The sequence below is a fragment of the Kitasatospora sp. NPDC048545 genome (genome assembly GCF_040651155.1).
In the GTDB taxonomy this organism is placed as follows: Bacteria; Actinomycetota; Actinomycetes; order Streptomycetales; family Streptomycetaceae; genus Kitasatospora.
This window is the reverse complement of sequence record NZ_JBEZIQ010000044.1, coordinates 26,281-49,031: the sequence shown is the minus strand read 5'-3', so window position 1 is coordinate 49,031 and position 22,751 is coordinate 26,281. Positions and strand designations below refer to the sequence as shown.

The window sequence follows — 22,751 nt, the reverse complement described above, 5'->3', positions numbered from 1 at the left end:
TCAGCGGCCGAGCCACGGTCGCCACAGCTCCCGGTCCAGCAGGTGCGGCAGGGCCGTGAACTGCTGTTCCCAGTACCGCCGTACGCCGGGCCGCGCGGTGGGCGCGGCCGGATCGCTGCGAGCCGTGCCCGCCGCGGGCAGCGCCACCGAGGCGAGCGGTCCGATGCGGGCGCCGCGCGCGGCCTTGGCGTCGTGGGATCCCGAGCCCAGGTGGAGACCGCGCAGACCGGCCTCGTAGCAGTACCGGAGCGGCTCGTAGATCACCACGTTGAAGTAGGGATAGGCCCCGGCCGCGGCATCGTGGTCGAACCCGGAGGCCCGCAGGTAGAGCCACTCCCCCCACCGGTAGGCGAGCGCCATCCCCACGGCCGTCGGCCCGCGCCGGCAGACGAACAGCACACCGTTGCCGTCGAGGGCCGCGCTCTGCCGCTCGAAACGGTCGCGCAGCCGGGCCTCGTCCTCCTCGATCCCGTACTTCTCGTTGCCCAGCCGGGCGAACCGCGCGATCAGCCCGGGCCGCCCGGACGGGTCGAGCCGGACCGTGTCGAGGCCCCGCTCGGCGAAGCGCCGGAGCTCCTTGCGGGTCGTCTTGCGCCGGGTGGCGGTGAGGGCGGCGAGGTAGTCCTCGAAGCCGCTGCCGGGAGCGTCGAGCCAGGCGTCGCCGCTGTAGCTGAGCACCGGCTCGACATCCTCGGCGTACCCGCCGACCTGGTGCAGGCCGGGAGCGTCGAGGTACAGGAGGTACGCGTGTTCCTGTCCCTGCGCCGCGGCGAGGCCGGCCAGCCGGTCGAGCAGCGCGGCGACGGTGGCGCGCCGTTCCGGCTCGGTGAGCCGGTCGGCCAGCAGGATCCGGTTGCGGTAGCCGCTGCGGCTGCCGGCCAGGCAGTACCGGCCGTCCCGGCCCGGGGCGGCCATGCGGAAGACCGATCCCGGGTCGTAGTAGGGGTTGGGCTCCCGGGCCGTCAGGTAGACCGGCAGCGCTCCGGCCGGCCCGGCGCCGTCGTGGGCCAGCAGGTAGTGGCACCGGCCCGGTGTCTCCTGTTCGACGAGGGTCAGCCACGCGTGGGAGGCGTACAGCCCGCCCCCGGCGGCCACCGTCGCCCAGTCCGCGGCCGGAACTGCCGCGAGCGTGTCGTGCACCCGTACCTGCATCGTGACGAAATCCCCTCGTGAATTGCCGGACCCACCGGCCGACGGTGGTGCAATCGCCCGCGGAATGCGCGCCGGACCGTCGCGGGACCGAATGTGCACGCGCTTGCACGCCGGACCTTCTGTGACATCATCCGACGGGGCGGAAATCGAACTGACGGTCATTCATCCGCCATGGTTTCCAGAGAGGGCTGAGATGGCAAGGGTTCTCATAGGCAACGACTGGGACGAAAACCTGGGAAAGCACGCCGACGGTGCCATCTGGTGGGTCAACCACTTCGTCTGGTTCGCCCGGAACCACGACGTCCTGGTCCTTCCGGAAGCTCCGGAGGAGGAATTCCTGCAATACGTGACCGCGCACACCGGAGTCGACCGGGAAACGCTCACCGTCGTGGTTCCGCCGAGGGAATCCTCGTCGAGTGCCGGAATGCTCACCGGGGAGCAGATCAGCGATCCGCAGCTGGCCGTCGAGGTGCTGGCCGCACTCGACGGGCGACCGGTGGACGAGGTGTTCGCGATGTGGCCGCACACCTCGGTGGCGGTGCTGGCCGACCGGCTGCGGGCCCGCTCGGCACTGCCCGGGTACGCGTTCGTCGACCAGGGCGGCGGCGCCGTGGTGACCAGCAAGGCGGTCTTCCGCGCGGCGGCCGCGGGCGCGGGGGCTCCCCTGCCGGAGGGCGCGGTGTGCGCGGACCTCCGGGCCGCCGAGGAGGCCGTCACCAGGCTGATCGAGCGGGGCCACAGTGCGATGGTGAAGCTCGAGTACGGCGCCGGCGGCGGGGGCAACGAGGTGCTCAGCCCGGTCGACGGCATGCGGCCGGTCGGCGCGCGGCGGACCGTGCGACTGACCGACCGGGCGGCGGTGCGCCGCCACCTGACGGAGAACTGGTCCTGGCTCACCGACGACGGTGCCCATCTGCTGGTCGTCGAACGGTACTTCAACGACAGTCGCGCCTACTACGCCGAGTTCTCCATCGAGGACGAGGAGGTCGTCTTCGGCGGGATCGGCGAACTGATGCACGCCCCGCGCTACCTGGCCGAGGTGACACCGCCCGAACTCGACGCCGAACTCCAGGCCGCGCTGATCGCCGGCGGACGGAAGGTGTGCGCGCCGCTGCACGCCATGGGCTACCGGGGCCGGCTGAGCGCGGACGCGATCATCACCCCGGACCGCCAGGTGCTCTTCACCGAGTGGAACGGCCGGATCACCAGCTCGACGCATGCCTACGACGTCCTCGGGGAGGTCGTGGTGGGCCCGGGCTACACCAAGGACCGGGTCCTGCTCACCAACGTCTGGCCACGCGGCTGGGCCACCCCGTCCTTCGAGGCGATGCGCGACGCCATCGCCGGTGCGGGGCTGGCCTACGACCCGGCCACCCGGACCGGCGTGATCGTGGTCAGCGGCTACAACCGGGAACGGCGCGGCGCGACCTACTGCACGGTGGCGGCGGACCTCGACGACGCCTGGGAGGTCAACGAGAGGCTCGGCGAGCTGTTCATCCCCGCCTGAGAGGAGCGCAGCATGACCCGGAACCAGACCGAACACCCCGGCGACCGACCGCCGGCCACCGCACCGCCGGGACCGGACGGGACGCTGATCCACCGGTTCTTCGGGACCGTCGCCCGGTTCGGCGACCGGCCCGCCGTGCACGGCCCCTCCGGCAGCCTGACCTACCGCGAGCTGGACGTCGCCTCGGAGACCCTGGCCGCCCGGATCCGGTCCACGGCCGGCCCCGGCGACCTGGTCGCGCTCTGGTGCGGCCACGACATCGCGTCGGTCGTCGCCGCCCTGGCGGTGCTCAGGACCGGCGCCGCCTACCTGCCGCTCGACCCGCAGGAACCCGCGGCACGGTCGGGCGCCGCGCTCACCGCCACCGGTCCGGCGCTGATCCTGACCGACGCCGTCCACGCCCGGGCAGCCGAACGCGCGGCCGAGGGACGACCGGTGCTGCGCGTGCCGGCGACCGGGGACGGACCGGCCGGCCCGACGACCAGGGCACCGGACACCACGGCGGTACCGGGCACCGCGCGGGTACAGGACACCGCCGGGGCACCGGACACCGCCGGGACGCCCGCCTGCGTCCGGCCGGACGGCACGTCGCGGACCGACCGGGAACTGCTGGCGCAGGCGCTCCGCTTCGCAGGACGCCTGGGCCTCACCCCCGAGGACCGGGTGCCGCTGATCGCCCGGCACGCCCTGGACGACGCGGCCCCGGAGCTGTTCGGCGCCCTGCTCAGCGGCGCGAGCCTGCACGTCGTCAATCCGTACGCGGCCCCGCCGGCGACCCTGCTGGGCGACCTCGCCCGGCAGCGGGCCACCGTCCTGCACTGCACGCCCGACCTGCTGCGGCTGTTCCTCGTCCAGCTGGCGGCCGGCGGGCCCGCGCCGGCGCTCCGTGCCGTGGCGGTCGCCGACGCCGACGCCGACGCCGACGCCGACAGGACCGCGGGCTCCCCCCTCGCCGACAGCGAAACCGCGGACCTGGCACGGCACTTCCCCACCGCCGGGCTGTTCGTCGAACCCGCGCCGCGGTACCGGCCCGAGCCGGCCGAGGCGGAAGTGCTGCTGCGCGCCCATCCGACGGTCCGGCACGCGGCCGTGTCGGCCGACCCGGCGGCGCCGCCCGGCGGCCGCCTGATCGGGTACGCCACCTCGCGCGGCCTGCAGGCTGCCGTGCCGGAGGAGTTGCTGCGGTACCTGCGCGGGGCACTGCCCGACTACGCGGTACCGCACCGGATCGTGGTGCTGCCGCGGCTGCCGCTGGATCCGGCCGGCCGGCTCGACCGCTCCCGGCTGCCCGCACCACCGGCGGCGGAGCCGGCGGACGACGTGCCGCGCACCGCGCAGGAGCGCCGGGTCGCCGCGCTCTGGTGCGAGGTGCTCGGCCGTGACACCGCCGCGCTGCCGGACCAGTTCTTCGCCCACGGCGGCGACTCGGCCCGCGTCATGCAGCTGTTGCAGCGGGTCAGGGCCGAGTACGGCGTGGCCCTCTCCGTGCCGGCGTTCCTCGCCGCGCCCACCCTGAGAACCCTGACCCGGCTGCTCGCGGCCCCGCGCCCCGCCACGGCCACGGCCACGGCCACCGACTCCACCACCGCCACCACCACCGGGCCCGGATCCGCCCGGGTGTCCGGACAACCACCGCAGAAGGAGGCAGGCCCATGCGCCTGAACAGCTACGACGGTTGGTCTCCGCTCCAGGAGGTCATCGTCGGGTCCGCCGAGAACTACACGACGCACGAGGCAGAACTCTCCTTCAAGCTGTTCTTCTACGACCAGCTCTCCGAACAGAAGTCCTTCTACGACCGACAGTACTACCCGGTGATCTCCCCGCCCGGCGCCGGCGGGCGCCCGGAGGCGGGCGTGCAGTCGCCCATCAAGAGGCGGTACGTGGAGGAGCTGAACGAGGACGTCGAGGGCATCGCGCAGACCCTGGAGTCCCTCTCGGTCACGGTGCACCGGCCGATGCCGCTGGCCGAGGTCTCCCAGGTGGAGACCCTGGCCTGGCCGGCCGCCGTGCTGCCGCCGCTCAACATCAGGGACAACACCCTGATCCTCGGCGACGAGATCATCGAGACCCCGCCGCAGGTCCGGTCGCGGTACTTCGAGACGCAGCTGCTGAAGAAGGTGTTCCAGGGCTACTTCGAGCAGGGCGCCCGGTGGACGGTGATGCCCCGGCCGATCATGACGGACGCCTCCTTCGACCCGTCCTACGCCGAACGCTCGCCCGGCGGACCGGCCGAGTTCATCAAGCAGCCCTCGGCCTCGCCGTACGACACGGGATTCGAGATGATGATCGACGGCGCCCAGTGCCTGCGCCTGGGCAGGGACCTGATGATCAACGTCTCGACGAAGAACCACGCCCTGGGCGTGGACTGGCTCGAACGCCACCTGGAGGGCCGGTTCCGGATCCACCGTGTCTCGATGACGGACAACCACATCGACAGCATGGTGCTGGCCCTGCGCCCCGGCCTCCTCCTGGTGCGCACGCCGCGGGTCGCCGAGATGCTGCCCGAACCGCTGCGCAAGTGGGACATGATCTTCGCGCCCGAGCCGGAGGTCAACGCCTTCCCGTCCTACGACGACGACGACCTGGTGCTCACCAGCCCGTACATCGACCTCAACGTCCTCTCGGTCGACCCGGAGACGGTCCTGGTGAACGAGGCGTGCCCGGAGCTGATGCGGACCCTGGAGCGGCACGGCTTCACCGCCGTCCCGGTCCGCCACCGGCACCGCCGGCTGTTCGGCGGCGGGCTGCACTGCTTCACCCTGGACACCGTCCGCCGTGGCTCGGTGCTGGAGGACTACCTCGGCTGAGCCGTGGAAAGCCGTTCAGGGGCGGCCCCGTGGCGGGACCGCCCCTGAACGTCCGCGCCCGACGAACCCGGGCAGCCCGGACCCGGGGCCCGTCTTCGGACCCCCGCCCGCGGACGGCGGGGCGTGGAGACGGACCCTAGGAGTCCCGGCGCAGGGCGCCGCGCGGCACCAGGCAGTCGAACGGCGGCTGTTCGCGCGGGATGTGCGGGACCCGTTCCAGCCCCAGCCGGATCCGAAGCCAGGCCCACAGGTCCAGGTGCGGCTTGCGGCTGCGGTGGCGGAAGGTCTCCCCCGTGTCCTCCTGCGGGACGGTCCGCAGCACGGTGCCGCCAGCCTCGAAGACGGTGAGGATCTCCGTCAGGCGGTCGATCGCCAGGTGCACCGAACGGTCGTAGAGGTGTTCGTCGTTGTCCTGCGGCCGGATCTCCGGCCGGACCACCTCGACCAGTTCGCCGCCGTCCAGCCGGGAGGTGACCAGGTGCAGGCTGGCACCGATGCGGTGGTAGTCCTTGCGCAGGAAGGCGAAGAAGACGCAGTGGTTGCCCTTGTACTGGGGGAGGTACCCCCCGTGGATGTTGATCATCAGACCGCCGGCCTCGATGACCGGGCGCCTGAGGTAGGTCGTCCCGCAGACGACCGTCACGTCCGGCGCCAGCCCTCCGAGGAAGTCCACGGCCTCCGGGGAGTTGATCCAGTCGACCCGCAGGACCCGCTCCGGCGCGGGACCCACCGGGGGCGTCAGCGCGGCGAAGTACCGGCGCCGGTACGCCGACCGGCCGGTCCACCGCTGGCGGCGGACCTGGTACGCCCGGGCGACCGCGTCCGTCCGGGCACGCCGCGCCCAGAGCCGGCGCTGCTGCTCGGCGCCCGGTTCGACGACGACCCCGACCAGGTTCAGGTCCCGCGCGACCCGGGCGACCAGGTAGCGGTGGTGCGGGTCGTCCGAGCACAGGACGGCCACCCGCAGCCGGTCGCCGGGGGCAACCGGGGTGCCCAGGGTGTCCCCGGCATCCCCGGCGTCTCCGGCGTCTCCGGCGTGCCCGGTGCGATGCCACTCGTTGCCGTTGCGCCGCTCCAGCCTCATCGCAGCCCCCGACCACCGGGCAGGACGGCGGGCGTCAGCAACGGCTCCGCGGCCGGGCGGTACCGGGCGGGCCGGAGGAAGCGGTCCAGGCGCTGCGGGTGGTACAGCTCGTGCATCGGGTGCGGGCGTCCCTTCAGGGCGGCGACGACGGCCTGTGCCACGCTCGGCGCCTGGGCGAAGCCGCCCGTGTTGTGGCCACCGGTGATGACACCGACCCCGCCGGCGGTGGTGGGCATCGTCTCGAAGATGCCGAGGTTGGCGGAGGTCCAGGGACGCACGCAGACCCGACGGCTGCGGCGCAGCGAACCGTCCTCGCGGGCCAGGGCGTACGCCTTCGGGAAGAACTGCCGACAGGTGTCCTCGACCGCGGCGAACATCGTCTCCAGCGCGGCGGGATCGACGTCGGCGGGGTCCTCGCCGGTGTGGCCGTAGCCGGATCCCACGACCAGGAGCGGGCGGCCGTGCGCGTCGGTCGCCCGGGTGACGTTCGCGTCCTCGGCCGGGTGTCCGCGCCGGGCGATCTTCAACGACCGGCGCAACTCCGGCTCCAGATCGGGCAGTTCCATCCAGACCCCGAGCACACCGTGGATCCGGCCGGCAGACCGGGTGCCGGCCAGCAGCTTCCGGCCGTAGGCCCCCGGGGAGATGACGAAGCCGTCGGCCGTCAACGACCCGTCGGGCAGGCGCAGGCCGTGCAGCCGTCCGTCGGCGGCGCGTTCCAGCCCTTCGACGGGGGTGGACCAGCGGAACACCGCCCCGGCCCGCTCCAGCCAGGAGATCAACCGGGCCATGAAGGAGTGCACGTTGACCGTGAACCCGGGCACCTCCAGGCCGCCCACCAGCTCGTCGGTCGCACCGTCGAGGCCGGGGTGACGCCGGCGGAGCGCCTCCGGGCCGAGGACACGACGCACCGCGCCGAGCGTCACGTGGCGCCGCGTCGACTGTTCCAGCTGTGCCTCGTCCGTGTAGAGCCGGAGAATGCCCGGCGAATACCCCACGTCCCGGAAGAGCCCGGGGCATTCGTGCCGGAGCGAATGCCAGAGCGTGTGGCTCTCCCGGTTGAACGAGATGATGTCGTCGTGGTAGATCTGGGCCAACCAGCCCGGGACGCTTTCGAATTCCGATATCCAGTGCTCTTCCGCGGCCGTGAACGGCGTCGCCTTCACGTTCCAGCCGCGGGCGTCCAGGGAGCGGCGGAACACCCCGTTGACGAGCGGCCGGTCGGCGGCGCTCCTGGCGTGGTAGTCGTCGGCCTCGGTCAGGGTGAACATCCGGGCGTCGCCGCCGGACCGGCTGCAGCCGTACGCCGACCAGTGCAGCGCCCTCCGCGGATCGGGCCGCGCGTCGAGGATCCGGAGCCGGTGGCCGGCGCGGACCAGCTGCCAGGCGGTCAGCAGATTGACGACCCCGGCCCCGACCAGGACGACGTCCCGGACGGGGGATTCCGGCAGCGCCGTCTGCCCGCCGTCCGGGCGGCCGTGCTGCTCGGCGTGCCGGAGCGCGGTCAGGAACGCCTGGGCCGGTGAGCCGGTGACCTCGACGAGCGGTGACGGGGCGTCCGCCGGCCCGACCGGGAGCGCGGCCGCCTCGAACGCCCGCACCGTCACCGGGTTCCGGCCGGAGGGGGTGTCCTCCCCGTCCGGGTCCGTGCCGTCGTCGGCCACGACGACCGCACGCCGGGCGTCGGTGACGGGCCCCGGGCGGTCCCGCGGGTGTGTCCCGTCCTCGACCAGGTCGCGCACCTCGCGGTTGACCGGGCCGGTTACGAATATGGGCATGGTGATTCCCTACGATCGTTCGTTCTGAGGTGGGGCCGGTCCGGGGGTCAGCCGAGCCGCTCGACGGCCAGCGACGACCAGGAGCTGGGGCCGTCGCCGAAGGCCAGGACGTGCGCTCCGGGCCGGATCTCACCGCGGTCGGCGCAGTGGGCCAGGGACACCAGGCTGTCCGCGGAGAAGCAGTGCCCGAACTCGGCCACCGGGCCGGCCAGCAGGCGGTCGAGCGGCACGCCCATGGCCGAGCAGAGGAACTGCTGCGCGACGGTGCGGTAGTTGGGGAAGAGGAGGTGGTCGAAGTCCTCCACCGCGCGTCCGGTCCGCCGCGCGATCTCCCCCGTGCCCGCCACGGCCAGTGCGACGGTGGCCAGGATCCGGTCGCCGGCGGCGCCCCCGGCGCCGGCCACGGCCCCGGTGACCGTGGAGACGCCGTGCACCGCGAACCGCACGCCGCCCGGCCCCGGATCCTCGACGGTGACCAGGCAGGCGGCCGCACCGTCGCTGACCACGGAGAGCGTGTCGGCCTGGCTGCGGTCGCCGTCCAGTACCCGGTCGGCCAGCAGGAGGAGCACCCGGTGGTGCTCCCCGGAGGCGAGCGCCTGGGCGGCGAGGTGCAGCGCCGGGCCGAGGTTGCCGCAGTCGTGCCCGGAGACCCGCAGGTACCGGATGTCGGGCAGGCCGAGCTCGCACACCAGCCGGGACAGCGAGTCGCTGCTCCCGTGGTCGTTCTCCGTCACGTAGACCAGCAGGTCGGGCGGTTCGGCGGCGGTCTCGACGGTGCGGGCGGCGGCCGCCGCGGCGAGCCGCCAGATGTCCCGGTCGTCGGCCCGGTACCAGGACAGGCCGCTCGCCGGGTCGAGCAGTTCGGGGTCCAGCCGTCCGGACAGTTCGGCGATCGGGCGGCGTTCGCCGTGCACGTAGGCGATGGCGGAGAGGTGGAGGACGGTCATCGGCCGCCGCCGGAGGTCACGTCCACGAGACCACGGTGCGGTCGTCGATGAACCCCATCAGGAAGGACAGGTTGGTCCGGTTCCCCTTGCTGGTGTCCACCGCGTGCACGAAGGCGCCGTTGAAGACGTACACGTCGCCGCGTTCGACGTCGATGCGCAGCTCGTCGAACCCGGTGAGGGTGTCGGCCGGGTAGGAGAACCCGGTGTGCTCGATGCCCAGGCGGCGCCGGCTCTCGTCGTCCGGGCGGATGTTCCAGATCACCAGCCGTCCGCCCTCCTCGTGCTCGACGCACATGTTGACCGCGCAGACCTCGTGGTCGCGCACGCCCTGGATCTCGAACCCGGCCTGCCGCGGATCGGCGCACTGCGCCTCGTCCTCGTGGGGTTCGAGGGCGAAACTTCCCTCCTTGTCCCAGGCCCGGATCAGCGCCGGGCAGGCCTCCGCACCTTGGTGCTCGGCGATCCGCAGCACGGCGCCGTGCCGGGCGAGTTCCGCCGACAGTCCCGAACGGAAGCTCTGCCAGGGCGAGTCGGGCACGTCGAGCACCTCGCGGACGTGCGCCGCGACCTCGCCGGTCTCGACGAGGTAGGTCTCGGTCGACTTGTTCCAGTGGTAGGAGCCGATGTAGTGCGAGGGCTCCCCCTCGCGGTGCCGGCGCGCCGGGCTGGACCAGAACCGGGCGACCGACTCCTTCTGCGCCCCGTCCGGTATCACGTTGCGGAAGATCACGCCGAGCCGCTGTCCGCGCAACACCTCCAGGACCGGCCCGGGGTCGAACTCGGTCCGTTCCTCCAAGCGGAAGAACTCCGGATCCGCCTGGAAACCGGCGACTTGACGCGGTGCTGGACTCACGAGGGAACCGCCTTCCCGTTGGCGTGGCTGGAGCGTTCGGCAGCGCCGAGGTGCTCGGCAGGGTCGCAGTGTGCGGGGCGTTCGCAGTGGCTGGGGTGTTCGGCACGGCTGGGGTGTTCGGCACGGCGGGGATGTCCCGCACGGCCGGGATGTCCGGCACGGCGGGGGCGGCTCGGTGCGGGCGCGGTGGGCGCGCCGGTGCCGGTCAGCACGGGAGCCCCCTCACGCGCTCGGCCTCCGCCGGACGGCGAAGGTGTCGCCCACGACGTAGCCGTCCAGGCCGTGCTCCTCGCCGTACCGGATCAGGTCGCTGGTCCGGTTGATGAAACCGCGACCGGAGAAGTTGAGCGAGGTGTTGCACAGCACGCTGAATCCGGTCAGGTCGCGGAAGGCGCCGAGCAGTCGGGCCATCTCCGGGTTCTGTTCCGGGGTCACCGTCTGGGCTCGCGCGGTCCCGTCGACGTGGGTGACGGCCCGCAGTTCCTCGGACCGCACCTGGCTGAAGTAGAGCATGTACGGGTCGGGGATCGAGCCGCTGAACCAGCGGTCGGCGTCCTCCTCCAGGCAGATCGGGGCGATCGGCCGGTACCCCTCGCGCTGCTTGATCCGGTTGAGCCGGGTCGTCGTGTCGGTGCTGAAGGGCGCGGCCAGGACGGACCGGTTTCCGAGCGCGCGCGGCCCCATCTCCCAACGGCCCTGCGCCCAGGCGATCACCCGGCCGTCGGCCAGGAAGCGGGCCACCTCGGCGAAGTCCAGCGGCCGCACGTCGTACGCGGCCGGGTCGAAGGCCGCGTCCTCGACGAAGGCGTCCCCGGCGTAGACGTCCCAGGAGACCGCGGCCGAGCCGGTGTAGTGGAGCTGCGCGTCGATCGCGGTGCCGAGCGCGGAGCCGCTGTCGTTCGGACAGGGCGGCACGAACACCTCGGGGAAGAGACCGCATTCGCGCCAGCGGCGGTTCCACTCGCAGTTGAGCGCGCACCCTCCGGATATCAACAGCGGGTAGCCCTCGGTGAGTTCCTTTGCGGCGTACTCGTGGAACCGGTCGAAGATCGCGTCCGAGAGTTTGGCCGCCAGGTTCCTGTACTCCTGGGACTCCACGCCGATGTTGTGGAACGGCGTCCAGGTCATGTCGCCCTTGGCCAGGTTCAGGATGATCTGGTCCTGGTCCAGGATGAAGTCGATCAGTTCCTGCTCGGCCCGGGTCGTGCCACCCGGCTGCGCGAAGCCCGTCAGGGCCATCTGCTTGCCGGCGTCCTGGAGGCGGAGCAGTCCCTTGTCCGCCGGGAAGCGCGGATCGGCGAGGGCGAACAGGTAGGCGTACTTGTTCCCGGGGTCGGCCAGCACGTGGCGCAGGTGGGTGACCTCGCCGCGCTCGTCGACCAGGTAGAAGGAGCCGATGTTCCCCTCCCAGACCAGGCAGTAGCAGGGCCGGCCGGGCCGGAAGGAGGAGAGGCCGAGCGCGGTCATGATGTGGGACCGCTCGTGCGTCGACGAGAAGACCCGGACCTCCTGGCCGAAGAACGTCCCGGCCTGGTCCGAGACCGAGCCCGGGCCCACCCCGAAGTAGCCCGTCCTGGAGGGTGGTTCGACGGAGAACGCACCCTTGACCCAGCCTCCGACCGCCAGCGCGTCGGGGATCCGGCCGAGCCGTTCCGCGGCGAGCAGCAGCACCTCGGCGGTCAGCCGGTCGTAGCGCGGGAAGGAGTCCTTCTCCGCTTCCAGGGAGAACAGCAGCCGGCCGTCCTCGATCGCGGCGATCGCACCGTCATGACCTTCTTTGAATCCCAGAATCAGCATCCTGCCCACCTCCGTGCGGTCTGCCTGCTTCGCGTTCGACCAGGGCCGTGCGATCGAGCTTTCCGTTGTGTGTCCGGGGGAACGAGTCCACGATCACGAATCGGGACGGCACCATGAAATCAGGCATTCTTCCGGCCGCATAGGCGCGTAGGTCACGCTCGGACACCCCTTTCCCCATTCGATGACGAACCGTCATATATGCCACCAGAAAACGGTCTTCGTGCTTGTCCTGCGCGGCGACGACGGCTGCTTCGCCGACCTCCGGATGCGCCGCCAGGACGGACTCGACCTCGGCGAGATCGACCCGGACGCCGCGGATCTTCACCTGCTCGTCCACCCTGCCGACGAACTCCAGCGCACCGTCGCCCGCCCTGCGCACCAGGTCGCCGGTGCGGTACATCCGGCTGCCCGGCGGCCCGAAGGGGTCGGCGACGAACCGTTCGGCCGTCGGTCCGGGCCGGCCCAGGTAGCCGTGGGCGAGCCCCTCCCCCGCGGCGTACAGCTCACCGGCCTCCCCGTCGGCGACCGGCCGCAGCCGCTCGTCCAGCACGCGGACGTGCTTGCCGGCCAGGCGGTGGCCGATCGGCACCGAGGGCCGGGCGGCGCTGTCGGCGGTGACCCGGTGCGTCGTCACGAAGACCATGCACTCGACCGGTCCGTAGCCGTTGACGAGGCGCAGCTGCGGGTACTCCCGGAGCACGTGCGCGGCGAGGTCGGGCGAGAGCGCCTCGCCGCCGACCAGGAGGTCCCGAAGGTTCGCGAAGGTCTCCGGAGCGGTGTCCGCGATCACGTGGAACAGGACGGTCGGCAGGTTCATCGTGGTGATGCCGTGGGTCGCGACGAGCTGTGCCATCCGGAGCGGATCGGGGCTGCCCGGATGGATCACGCAGGCGCCGCCGGTGAGCAGCGGCCCCCAGAGCTCCAGCGCGAACGCGTCCCAGGAGACCGGCGCGCACTGCAGCCAGACGGTCTCCGGGCCGAACCGGGTGTACCGCTGCCCGAGGACGGTGCCGACGATCGCGCGGTGCGGGGCGGACACCGCCTTGGGCCGGCCGGTCGAGCCGGACGTGAAGATCACACAGGCGGCGTCCTCCGGTCCGGCGCGGACGGCGCCGCGGGGCAGCGCCGGGCCGGGGCCGGTCAGCGGGACGAAGCCCGCCGGGGTGCCGAGGCGGGCCGCGTCCGCCGCCGTGCGGGCGACGACCACGGCGGGCGCCGCGTCCTCGGCCATGGCACGCAGCCGCTCCACCGGGAAGGCCCGGTCCAGCATCAGGTAGCCGGCGCCGGCCTTCAGTGCGGCCAGGATCGCCACGACCATCCCGGCGCCTCGGTCCAGGTGGACGCCGACCAGCGCACCGCGCCGTACGCCGGCGTCCGCCAGTCGTCGGGCCAGCCGGTCCGCCCGTGCGTCCAGCTCGCCGTAGCTGAGCCGCTCCTCCGCATACGCCACCGCCAGGGCGCCGGGCGCGGCGGCGGCCCACTCCTCGAAGACCTCGTGCAGGCACCGCGCGGCCGCTGCCCGGGTCCGCCGGTGCGGCGCGCCGGCGGCGGGTCCGGTGTCGGGCGAGGTGTCGGGTCCGGTATCGGGCGGGGTGTCGGGTCCGGTACGGGGTCCGGTGTCGACGCTCACCGCTACGCGTCCCGGCCGGTGCTGCCCGGGGCTGCGGACCGGCGGGAGATCGGCGGCAGCGGGTCCGTGCGGTCCGAGTCGCCGAGCCGACGGGCGACCCCGGTCACCGTGGGTTCGTCGAAGAACTCCCGGACGCCGAACCTGACTCCCAGTACCGAACGGATCCGGCTGACCAGCCGGGTGGCCGCCAGGGAGTGCCCGCCGAGCAGGAAGAAGTCGTCGTCGACCGCGACCGGCGTCCGCTTGAGCACCTCGGCGAACAGCCCGCACAGGGTCTCCTCCAGCGGCGTCCGGGCCCGGTCCGCCGTCCGGGCAGGCTCCCGCGACCGTGGGACGGCAGCCCGTTCGAGTCCGCTCGGCCGGTGCACGGCCCGGGCCCGGTCGAACGGGAAGCGCAGGTCGGCCCGGCCGATCGGTGCATCGGGGTCCGCGGCCACGGCTTCCAGCAGCAGCACCAGGCCGTGGGCCAGCCGCTGCGCGGTCGCCCGGTCGAAGAGGTCCACCGCGAAGGCCAGGGTGCCGTCGATGCCGCCCGGGCCGCCGGTCGCGGTGCGGGTCGGGTTCAGGTCGAAGACGAGGTCCAGCGTCCCGCTGTCCGTGTCGATGCTCTCGTGGCGGGAGCGCACGTCCTTCAGCCGCAGCGTGTTCTCCACGCCGTCGCCGAACGCGATCGAGACCTGGTGGAGCGGGTGGCGGTCGACCGACCGTTGCGGGTTGAGCGCGTGCACCAGCTTCTCGAAGGGCAGTTCCTGCCGTTCGAACGCGGCGAGGTCGGTGTCCCGGACCCGGCGCAGCAGTGCGCGGAAGCTCGGGTCGCCGGAGGTGTCGGCGCGCAGCACCAGGGTGTTCACGAAGAAGCCGACCAGGTCGTTCAGCGCGTCGTCACCGCGGTCGGCCACCTGGGTGCCCACCGGGATGTCCGGGCCGGCTCCCAACCGGGTCAGCAGTGCGGCGACGGCGGCGTGCAGCACCATGAACAGGGTCGCCTCGCCCTCCCGCGCGGTCTCCTGGAGGCGACCGTGCAGTCCGGCCTCGATCCGGAACGGGACGGTGCCGAGCACCCGGCTGGGCACCGGCGGCCGCGGGCGGTCCACCGGGAGCTCCAACTCCTCAGGCAGTCCGGCCAGTTCACCGCACCAGTGGGTCAGCAGTCCGGTCAGGGCGCTCTGTGGGTCGTCCTCGTCGCCGAGCGCCGCGCGCTGCCACACCGCGTAGTCCCGGTACTGGACCGGGAGCGGGGACCACTGCGGCTCGTCACCGGCCAGCCGGGCCTCGTAAGCCCGGGCCAGGTCCCCCCAGAACGGTCCGGCCGACCAGGCGTCCCACACGATGTGGTGGAACACCAGCAGCAGCACGTGCTCCTGCGGCCCCACGGCGAACAGCCACGCGCGCAGCGGCCGGTCCGCCGTCAGGTCGAAGCCCCGGCCGGCGGCTTCGGCCACCCGCGCCCGCACGTCCGGCTCGCTCGATTCCGTCACCACCAGGGCCGGGCGGCCCTCCGCCGCGGGCAGCACCCACTGGGACGGGTCGCCGTCGACCAGCGGGAACACCGTGCGCAGGATCTCGTGCCGAACCACCACGTCCCCGAGCGCCGCCTCCAACGCCCCGGCGTCCAGCGGACCGGACAACCGGAACGCCTCCGCCGAGTTGTGGGCGGCCGAGAAGCCCTCGACCTGGTTCAGGAACCAGAACCGCTCCTGTCCGAACGACAGCGGCACCGCAGCCATTTCCCCTCCTTCTGCTGCCGGGTCGAGGCAGCCCGCAGCCGACATCAGGCGGTCGGGGCCACCGACGGCTTCCCGACCGGGCCTGGCGGCCGCAGGTCCTGCCAGTTCCTCTCGATGAATGCGAGGCATTCCGCGCGGTTCGCCTTCTGCCGGGCGATCCGCCAGCCCGTGGGCGCGTCGCGGAACTCGGGCCAGAGCGAATGCTGCCCCACCTCGTTGACCAGGACCACGAAGGAGGCCTCAGGGTCGTCGAACGGGTTCAATTCTCCACCTTTCCGCGTGCCGCGTTCCCCGTCGGTATCGCCTCGGGGCCGCCCCGGCATCTCGACCACTACATCCGACCGGACCGGGCGTGCACAAGCATTTCCCGACGCCTCGGACGACACCGTTCAACCGCGACGCCCTGTCAGTTGCACGGCACCGCAAGGCCTTTCCGGACTTCCTCGAATCGCCGACCCGGATCGCCGACCCGGATTGCCGGACCGAATTCCCGGACCGAATTCCCGGTCACCGCCCGGTCGCCGACCGTCCGGTCGCCTGCCGGCCACCCCGGTCGTCCCACCGCCCGGTCAGGCCGGCGGCGGGACGGCGACCGGACGGACGGCGACCGGACGCGTGGCGCTGTGGACCCGGCCACCGGCCACCACGACGGCCCGAACGGCGTGCTCGGGGTGCGCGAAGGCGTCCTCCGCCACCTCGACCTCGGCCCGGACCAGGAGCGGGCTCCCGGGCACCAGCCGGAGCCGCTGCGGCTCCGGCACCGCCAGACCGTGGGCGGCTCCCCTGGCGACCTGGACCAGCACCGCCGCCGGAAGAACCTCCACCGCCCCGTCGACTGCCGTAACCGTCACCTCGACCGTCACCGTCCCCGGACTCCGCCAGACCGGCGGGCAGTCGATGCTGATGTCGCGGACCGGCGAACCGGTGGGGAGGTCGAGCACCGGGCCGCAGGTGTGGCAGGCCAGGACCGCGCGCTCCAGCCCGGGGTGGGCCGGGTGCCGACCCGTCACGGTGGCCGTCGGCCCCCCGCAGTACGGGCAGCGCGCAGTGCCGGGAACGGCCGTCGTCTCCAGGAAGTCCTCCCAGACCTCGTTCAGGGAGGACTCGCTGACCTGTCCGAAGTCGTACAGGTCGAACGCGACGCCGTACTCCGCCTCGGCCACCTGCTCCAGCAGCCGCTCCACCGGGTCGCCGTCGCCGTCGGCGTCGGTCGCCAGGACCGACGGATCCCCCTTGAGCACGGCCACCGCCGTGCTGACCCGGGCGTCGAGCTCCGGCAGGCCGTCGGCCGGCAGCAGCCCGGCCAGCGGAAGCTCGCGCAGGGCCCGGATCGCCCGGCCCGCCTGCCGCAGCCGGGCCCTGGTCCGGTCGTCCTGGGTCGCGGCGGCCGGGCCGCCCGGGGGCGGGACGGGCTCGCCGACCAGCGCGTCGAGGTCCTCCAGCCGGACCGGACCGGCCCCGGGGACCGGCACCACCCACGGCAGGCCGAGCACCAGGTAGTGCGGCACCTCCCGGCCGGCGGCCCGCCGGTTCAGCAGGACGCCGAGCCGGCCCACGTCGGCCCCGGCCGCCGCGGCCCGGTGGGCGAGGCGGTTCAGGCCGACGTCCGGAACCATCCGGTGCACGGCCCCGATGAAGGCCGCCGCGGTGCCGTGCGCGAACGCGTTGGTCAGCTGGTAGTCGGCGGCCACCAGGCCGTGGCCGGGCCGCCAGGACATGCAGCTGTTGGCGAGGACGACGTCGGCGCGGACCTCCCGGGCCAGGACGACCCCGGCCGCGTCCACCCCCGGGCGGAAGCACTGTCCGGTGAAGGCACAGCTCGGCGCACCGGCGGGCGCCGGGGCCCGCCCGGCCGTCCGGTCGCCGACGGCGCCGCAGACCACGGTGTCGGAGAGGACGAGGCCGTGCTCGCGCCCGGCGACGGCGAAGGAGACCAGTCCGTGCCGCCGCCCGGTCAGCAGCGGTGCCACCACCTCGGCGCGCGCGTCGGGACCCGTCACCCAGTGCACACCGGGCGTGTCGTCCCGCTGCCGACCGCCCCACGGGGCGACGCAGAGCTGCGGGTGGTCCGGTGGTGTCCGCAGGCCGCTGCCGAGCCCCTTCGCGATCAGTCGGCTCAACTCGCCCAGGTCCCGGCCGAGCACGACGCCGAGCGCCGCCTCGCCCCGGCCCTCGCGGCGGAGCGCCGCCGTCGCGTCGAGGGTGTCGAGCACCGGTCCGAGCGACAGTTCGGCGGCGAGCGCGACCAGCACGACGTGGTCCACGTCGCCGCGCCCGGGGGTGGACGCCCCGCCGGGCGCGCCGGTGGTGAACGTCCCTCCGACGCGTTCCGCGAGCGCCGCTGCCACCGGGGCGGCGGCCGAACCGGGCGGTGCGAGCACCAGCACCCCGCCGACCGGACCGGGCGGTGCCGGATCGTTTGACGGCCGGGCGGGGGCGGTGAGTTCGGTGAGTGCGGCGGTCCGGTCGTCCGCCGCCCCGTACACCGGGATCCGCGCCCGGTCCCGCAGCGCGTCGAGGTAGGAGGCGAGGCCGGGGTGGGCCGAGAACGGCGGGCCGACGGTCATGGTGCCACCGCCGCCGTGTCGACGGTCAACCCGCCGGGCCGCCCGACCCGGGAGGCGATCCGCCGCACCTCCAGGTGGTCGGCGGCGACCCGGGCCGGGTCGGGGTCGGCGAGCACCGCCACGCCGAGTTTGTGCGCGTCCATCAGGTCCAGGGTCTCCGGCACCTCGTCGCCGTCCTTGACGTTGACCTTGAGGTGGCAGCAACTGGGCAGTTCGGTGATGGCGTTCAGGCCGTCGATCCCGCTGATCGGACCGGCCGAGCGGACCGAGAAGAAGACCACCAGGACGGTCATCTCCAGGGAGTAGTCGAGGCGGACGGCGCCGTCCCCGGCCAGGTGGCGCACCGCACGCTCGATCAGGTTGTCACCGGTGGCCAGCTGGCAGGCCCACGGCTGCGCGCCGCCCGGCGGCCGGGCGTTGACCTCCATCAGCAGCGGCCCGCGGTCGGTGACCATGACCTCGGTGTGCGCGACGCCGAACCGTACGCCGAGGGCGTCCAGCACCTGTCGGGTGTACCGCAGGAGTTCGTCGTGGCCCGGCGCGTCGTGGGGCACGAACTCCATGCTCTCGTAGATCGCCATCCGGCCGTCGGCCGAGTGCTTTCGGTACCGGACGATGTCGGTCACGGTGTGCACGCCGTCGTGGCTGAAGGTGTCGACGGCGTACTCGACGCCGGTGACGTACTCCTGGAGGACCACGTCGGTCAGCCGGATGCCGTGCCGGCTCACCGAGCCGGCCAGGCCGGTGACGGCCTCGCGCCAGCCCGCCCCTCCCGGGTGCCTGGTCACGCCGTCGGTGCCGGACGCGTTCGCGGGCTTGACCACGAGGTCCCGCCCCTCCAGCCCCCGGTCGCGCAGCCAGTCGGCGGCCTCCCGCGGGTCGCGGACGCAGAGCGTCTCGACGACGGGCAGCCCGGCGGCGGCCACGGCGGCGTACATCTCGCCCTTGTGCCAGCGGGCGGCGGCGAGTTCGGGCCGGTTGGCGCGGTCCGGGGTGAGTTCGGCGGCGAGCCGGTCGGCGAGCCGTACGCCGTGCTGCTCGCCCGGGAGGATCGCGACGGGTGCCAGCTCGCGCAGCCGGTCCAGTACCGGGTCGAGCAGCCCGGGGGTGATCGGTGCGGCGTCGTCGGCGCCGTACTCCAGGTGGTGGTCGAAGTCCTCGGCCCGGAACGAGGCGGCCAGTGGGGCGGCCGAGCGCAGGGTGACCCCGCAGGGCGAGAAGCCGGCCCGGCGCAGCGCGGGCGCGTACATGTTGCCCGAGGAGTAGGGCTCGACGATGACGACGACGGGCCGGCTCACTTCGCCCCCCGGGCTGCCGTGCGGTCGATCCGGGCCGCCAGCAGCTCGACCGTCGGACATTCGAAGATGTCGCCGATCAGGACCCGCTTGCCCAGCGCGGTGCGGACCTTGGAGATGACCCGGGTGGCCAGCAGGGAGTGGCCACCGAGGTCGAAGAAGTCGTCGGTGACCTCGATCTGCGGGATCGCCAGGACCTCCTGCCAGATGCCGAGCAGCGCGGCGGCCGTCCCGGACGGCCCGGCCGTTCCGACGGGCGGCTCCGACCCTGCGGCCGTCGGTCCCGCCGCTTCCGCAGTCGCCGGGGCCTGCTCGGGCTGCGCGGCCTGATCGGGCTGGGCGGCCTGCTCGGGCACCGTCAGGGCGACCCGGTCCAGCTTCCCGGTCGGGGTGAGCGGCAGCGCGGACCGCAGGACGAAGCGGGCGGGCACCATGTGCGCGGGCAGGAGCCGGGCCGCGTGCGCCCGCAGCTCCTGCGGGGTGGGGGTGCGGGCCGGGTCCCGGGCGACGACGTGCCCGACCAGGCTGCGGCCGGTGCCGTCCTCGCGCACGGTGACCGCGACCTCACCGACCAGCGGGTGCTCCAGCAGCCGCGCCTCGACCTCGCCCGGCTCGACCCGGTGCCCGCGGATCTTCACCTGGTGGTCGGCCCGGCCCAGGAACTCCAGCGAGCCGTCCGGCCGGTGGCGGGCCAGGTCGCCGGTCCGGTACATCCGGCTGCCGGGTTCCGGACCGAACGGGTCGGCGACGAAGCGTTCGGCGGTCAACGCGGGCCGGCCGGCGTAGCCGCGGGCGACGATCGGCCCGCCGACGTACAGCTCCCCGATCACGCCGGTCGGGGTCGGCTGGAGCGCCTCGTCGAGCAGGTACACCGAGGCGTCCGTGATGGGGCGTCCGATCGACGGCAGCTGCGGCCAGTCGGCCGGGTTCCCGCGCAGCCAGTGCGTGGTGGCCACGCTGGTCTCCGAGGGGCCGTAGCCGTTGCGCAGCACGCAGCCGGGCATCTGCTCCAGCCACCGCACCAGGTCGGGGGCCATCACCAGTTGCTCGCCGCCGGTGACGACGGTGCGCAGCCGGGTGGCCCGGCGCCCGTCCGGGCGGGCCGCCCAGTGCGCGATGTTGAGCAGTCCGGAGTAGGGCGCCTCCAGGTGTTCGATCGCCTCGTGCTCCAGCAGGTCGAGCAGTGCCTCGGGGTCGCGCCGGACGGCCTCGTCGGGCAGGAGGACGAGTCGGGCGCCGGCGTGCCAGGCACCGAAGATCTCGCAGAACGACGCGTCGAAGCTGAGGGCGCTGAACTGCAGGACGTGCGCCCCGGGTTCGATCGCGGTCGCGGTGACGTACCAGTCGAGGATCCGGACCAGCGCACGGTGCGGCATGGCCACGCCCTTGGGGCGGCCGGTGGAGCCCGAGGTGTGCATCAGGTAGGCGAGGTCCTCGCCGTGCACGGCGAGGTCGGGATTGCCGGCCGGGCGGCCGGCGAGGTCGCACGCGGCCAGGTCGTGGACCTCCCGGCCGGCGGCCGGCGCCGTCAGCGCGGCAGTGTGCGGGGCCTCGGTGAGCACCAGCCGGGGCGCGCATTCGGCCAGGGCCTCGGCGGTGCGGGCGGGCGGCGCGGCGACGTCCAGCGGCACGTAGTAGCCGCCCGCTTTGAGCACGGCCAGCATGCCGGTGAGCATCGCGACGGTGGAGCCGCCGTAGAGCGCCACCGCGACCTCCGGCCCGACCTGCCGCTCGCGCAGCCAGTGGGCCAACCGGTTGGCCCGGGCGTTCAGTTCGGCGTAGCTGAGCGAGCGCCCGGCCTGCACCAGTGCGACGGCCTCGGGCGTCCGCTCCGCCCAGGCCTCCACCAGCCGGTGCACCAGGGCGGCGGCGGGTGCCGAGGAACCCGTGCGGCACCACTCTCCGAGCAGCAGGTCCAGTTCGGCGCGCGGCAGCACCGGTGTCCGCCCGACCGGTGTGTCCGGATCGGCGACGACGCCGGCCAGCAGGGTGTGCCAGCGCGCCGTCCAGCGCTCGGCCTCGGCCGGGTGGTGGCCGATCCGGGTGCGCGGGCCGTCCGGTGTCCGCAGGACGGTCAGTGCGGGCGGCCGGCTCGGGTCGACGGCCGTCCCGAGGCCGGGGCGCAGCTCGATCCGCAGGTCAGCGGTCGGGTCGACGGGCCCGAGCGGGGCCTGCTCACGCAGCCGTGCCAGCAGCCCGGCGAAGGACGGATCACCGGTCAGGTCCAGGCGGTGGGCGCCGGTGCGGGCCGGCTCGCCCGCGCTCACCGTCACCGTCGGGTCCGGTTCGCCGCCGTGCCGCAGGGCGAGCACCGCGTACGCGGCGAGCAGCGTCACCTCCGGCGGAACGTCGTGCACCCGGCTCAGGTCCGCGAGCCCCTCGGTCAGTCCGTCGGGCAGCCGGACGGTGCTCCCGGTCGTCGCGGGGTCGGGGCGGTCGGCCATGGCCATGGGGCTCCTTCACGTGTCGAGTCGGGGACCGGGGCGCGCCGGAGGGGACTCGGCACCCGCACACCGCACCGCATCACCTCGCTGGAACCGCGGGTCGGGCGACGACTTCCTCCGGGCCGGAACGTCGGAACGGCCGGGGAGCGGTACGAGGGGGTGAGCATCGGCCGGAAGCAAGTAACGGCGAGGGCCCGGACATTCGTCAAGGCCGGCCCATTTCCACCGGCGGGCGGACAACTGACAGCCGCTGGCAGTTGCACGGACGAGGTCGCGCACGCCGTCCGGGGCCACTGCCGTGCCGCTGCCGACCGGACCGGCCGGGCGCCCTTCACCTGCGGGCGGAAACGGCGAGCATAGGGGAATTCCCCCGCGAATTCCATCGGCGTGCACCGCACCCCCGCCGCTCGATCCGACGGCCCTTGACAGCGCCTCGGCCCGTGATGAGTCTGGGCCGAATGGATGAGCCGGTCTTTTCGCTTGGCAACGTTCGCGACGATCCGCTCTGGCATTCCGACGACTGGGCCGCATTCAGCCGGTTCTGGGAGGATCTGCCACTCGACGCACACATGGGGGACGGGGGGACGTATCGGCGCCGGAAATACGCCACGATCTCGCACGACCTCGACGGCGGCGCGGTCCGGCGACTCGACCACGAGGGCTTTCTGCAGAGCAAGGCGATCAACCGGCTGAACGGCGGCGTCGTCCGCCGGTTCGAGCCGGTCGACCCCGGGCTGCTGGACACCGTCGTGGTCCGCCGGCTGCTGGACCGCTTCGCCGGGCACATCGCCCGGACCGCGCCCGGTGACCGGCCGGCGCCCGCGATCCGCCGGGTGAACATCCACCAGCACCGGATCACCGCGTCCGGGACGGAGCCCGGGAACCCGACCCCGGAGGGCCTCCACCGGGACGGCGTGGAGCACATCGTCATGATGCTGGTCGCGCGCCGGGGCGTCTCCGGCGGGTCCAGCACCCTGTACGACAACTCCGGCACGCCGGTGCTCACCCACACCCTGACCGAGCCGGGCGAGTTCATCTTCCTGGACGACCGCACCTGCCTGCACTCCGCGTCGCCGGTACGGCCGGCCCCACCGGCCGTCGAAGGGCACCGCGACATGTTCTTCCTCGAGTTCTGCTGACCCAGCGCCCCGCGCCTTCGACGC

16 protein-coding genes are annotated in these 22,751 nt (G+C 73.6%); 4 read left to right on the top strand and 12 right to left on the bottom strand.

The window, feature by feature from the left end; all coding sequences use genetic code 11:
• The gene (locus tag AB0D10_RS32830; protein ID WP_360262614.1) at positions 1-1,152 is read right to left on the bottom strand and encodes a GNAT family N-acetyltransferase; all 1,152 of its coding nucleotides are present in this window, start codon (positions 1,150-1,152) and stop codon (positions 1-3) included.
• A 193-nt stretch (positions 1,153-1,345) separates the two neighbouring features.
• Here AB0D10_RS32830 and AB0D10_RS32825 point away from each other — a divergent pair, with 193 nt between their 5' ends.
• Genes AB0D10_RS32825 through AB0D10_RS32815 form a run of 3 tightly spaced genes read left to right on the top strand, consistent with a single transcriptional unit; the run spans position 1,346 to position 5,466 of the window.
• Positions 1,346-2,659, top strand: a complete 1,314-nt coding sequence (locus tag AB0D10_RS32825) for a peptide ligase PGM1-related protein (RefSeq protein ID WP_360262613.1) — start codon at positions 1,346-1,348, stop codon at positions 2,657-2,659.
• A gap of 12 nt (positions 2,660-2,671) precedes the next feature.
• Positions 2,672-4,321 carry an AMP-binding protein gene (locus AB0D10_RS32820; RefSeq protein ID WP_360262612.1) on the top strand — a complete coding sequence of 550 codons (1,650 nt, stop codon included), beginning with the start codon at positions 2,672-2,674 and terminating at the stop codon, positions 4,319-4,321.
• A complete protein-coding gene (locus AB0D10_RS32815) occupies positions 4,312-5,466 on the top strand; it encodes a glycine amidinotransferase (RefSeq protein ID WP_360262611.1) in 1,155 nt (384 codons plus the stop codon). The genes AB0D10_RS32820 and AB0D10_RS32815 overlap by 10 nt, the downstream gene beginning before the upstream one ends.
• A 136-nt stretch (positions 5,467-5,602) precedes the next feature.
• Here AB0D10_RS32815 and AB0D10_RS32810 read toward each other — a convergent pair whose 3' ends face one another.
• The 11 genes from AB0D10_RS32810 to AB0D10_RS32760 form a co-directional block, all read right to left on the bottom strand.
• Positions 5,603-6,550 carry a formyl transferase gene (locus AB0D10_RS32810; RefSeq protein ID WP_360262610.1) on the bottom strand — a complete coding sequence of 316 codons (948 nt, stop codon included), beginning with the start codon at positions 6,548-6,550 and terminating at the stop codon, positions 5,603-5,605.
• Complete coding sequence (locus tag AB0D10_RS32805; RefSeq protein ID WP_360262609.1) at positions 6,547-8,328, bottom strand: FAD-dependent oxidoreductase; 1,782 nt, start codon at positions 8,326-8,328, stop codon at positions 6,547-6,549. Before AB0D10_RS32805 ends, AB0D10_RS32810 begins: the two co-directional genes overlap by 4 nt.
• Positions 8,329-8,375: 47 nt before the next feature.
• Complete coding sequence (locus AB0D10_RS32800; RefSeq protein WP_360262608.1) at positions 8,376-9,275, bottom strand: 3-oxoacyl-[acyl-carrier-protein] synthase III C-terminal domain-containing protein; 900 nt, start codon at positions 9,273-9,275, stop codon at positions 8,376-8,378.
• A gap of 16 nt (positions 9,276-9,291) precedes the next feature.
• Positions 9,292-10,128 carry a hypothetical protein gene (locus AB0D10_RS32795; protein ID WP_360262607.1) on the bottom strand — a complete coding sequence of 279 codons (837 nt, stop codon included), beginning with the start codon at positions 10,126-10,128 and terminating at the stop codon, positions 9,292-9,294.
• A gap of 222 nt (positions 10,129-10,350) precedes the next feature.
• Positions 10,351-11,925, bottom strand: a complete 1,575-nt coding sequence (locus AB0D10_RS32790; protein ID WP_360262606.1) for a carbamoyltransferase C-terminal domain-containing protein — start codon at positions 11,923-11,925, stop codon at positions 10,351-10,353.
• Positions 11,894-13,555: an amino acid adenylation domain-containing protein gene (locus tag AB0D10_RS32785; RefSeq protein ID WP_360262605.1), complete on the bottom strand. Its 1,662-nt coding sequence runs from the start codon at positions 13,553-13,555 to the stop codon at positions 11,894-11,896. Before AB0D10_RS32785 ends, AB0D10_RS32790 begins: the two co-directional genes overlap by 32 nt.
• 2 nt (positions 13,556-13,557) lie before the next feature.
• Positions 13,558-15,282 (bottom strand): condensation domain-containing protein, encoded by a 1,725-nt coding sequence (locus AB0D10_RS32780; protein WP_360262604.1) that lies wholly within the window; start codon positions 15,280-15,282, stop codon positions 13,558-13,560.
• Between the two features lie 44 nt (positions 15,283-15,326).
• Entirely contained in the window at positions 15,327-15,545 is a 219-nt protein-coding gene (locus AB0D10_RS32775; protein ID WP_360262603.1) for an MbtH family protein, read from the bottom strand.
• 306 nt (positions 15,546-15,851) lie between these two features.
• Positions 15,852-17,849 (bottom strand): hypothetical protein, encoded by a 1,998-nt coding sequence (locus AB0D10_RS32770; protein ID WP_360262602.1) that lies wholly within the window; start codon positions 17,847-17,849, stop codon positions 15,852-15,854.
• On the bottom strand, positions 17,846-19,147 hold the full coding sequence (locus AB0D10_RS32765; RefSeq protein ID WP_360262601.1) for an ATP-grasp domain-containing protein: 1,302 nt from the start codon (positions 19,145-19,147) through the stop codon (positions 17,846-17,848). The genes AB0D10_RS32770 and AB0D10_RS32765 overlap by 4 nt, the downstream gene beginning before the upstream one ends.
• Complete coding sequence (locus AB0D10_RS32760; protein ID WP_360262600.1) at positions 19,144-21,588, bottom strand: amino acid adenylation domain-containing protein; 2,445 nt, start codon at positions 21,586-21,588, stop codon at positions 19,144-19,146. Before AB0D10_RS32760 ends, AB0D10_RS32765 begins: the two co-directional genes overlap by 4 nt.
• Before the next feature lie 443 nt (positions 21,589-22,031).
• On the opposite strand from AB0D10_RS32760, the gene AB0D10_RS32755 reads away from it, so the two are divergent.
• Positions 22,032-22,727 carry a 2OG-Fe dioxygenase family protein gene (locus AB0D10_RS32755; RefSeq protein ID WP_360262599.1) on the top strand — a complete coding sequence of 232 codons (696 nt, stop codon included), beginning with the start codon at positions 22,032-22,034 and terminating at the stop codon, positions 22,725-22,727.
• The last annotated feature ends 24 nt before the right edge of the window (positions 22,728-22,751 follow it).

What these genes read in the sequence shown, in the direction of transcription:
- AB0D10_RS32755 (WP_360262599.1), top strand. Translation starts at nt 22,032, where the DNA reads ATGAGTCTGGGCCGAATGGATGAGCCGGTCTTTTCGCTTGGCAACGTT.
- AB0D10_RS32820 (WP_360262612.1), top strand. Translation starts at nt 2,672, where the DNA reads ATGACCCGGAACCAGACCGAACACCCCGGCGACCGACCGCCGGCCACC.
- AB0D10_RS32800 (WP_360262608.1), bottom strand. Translation starts at nt 9,275, where the DNA reads ATGACCGTCCTCCACCTCTCCGCCATCGCCTACGTGCACGGCGAACGC.
- AB0D10_RS32810 (WP_360262610.1), bottom strand. Translation starts at nt 6,550, where the DNA reads ATGAGGCTGGAGCGGCGCAACGGCAACGAGTGGCATCGCACCGGGCAC.
- AB0D10_RS32790 (WP_360262606.1), bottom strand. Translation starts at nt 11,925, where the DNA reads ATGCTGATTCTGGGATTCAAAGAAGGTCATGACGGTGCGATCGCCGCG.
- AB0D10_RS32780 (WP_360262604.1), bottom strand. Translation starts at nt 15,282, where the DNA reads ATGGCTGCGGTGCCGCTGTCGTTCGGACAGGAGCGGTTCTGGTTCCTG.
- AB0D10_RS32760 (WP_360262600.1), bottom strand. Translation starts at nt 21,588, where the DNA reads ATGGCCGACCGCCCCGACCCCGCGACGACCGGGAGCACCGTCCGGCTG.
- AB0D10_RS32830 (WP_360262614.1), bottom strand. Translation starts at nt 1,152, where the DNA reads ATGCAGGTACGGGTGCACGACACGCTCGCGGCAGTTCCGGCCGCGGAC.
- AB0D10_RS32770 (WP_360262602.1), bottom strand. Translation starts at nt 17,849, where the DNA reads ATGACCGTCGGCCCGCCGTTCTCGGCCCACCCCGGCCTCGCCTCCTAC.
- AB0D10_RS32825 (WP_360262613.1), top strand. Translation starts at nt 1,346, where the DNA reads ATGGCAAGGGTTCTCATAGGCAACGACTGGGACGAAAACCTGGGAAAG.
- AB0D10_RS32805 (WP_360262609.1), bottom strand. Translation starts at nt 8,328, where the DNA reads ATGCCCATATTCGTAACCGGCCCGGTCAACCGCGAGGTGCGCGACCTG.
- AB0D10_RS32815 (WP_360262611.1), top strand. Translation starts at nt 4,312, where the DNA reads ATGCGCCTGAACAGCTACGACGGTTGGTCTCCGCTCCAGGAGGTCATC.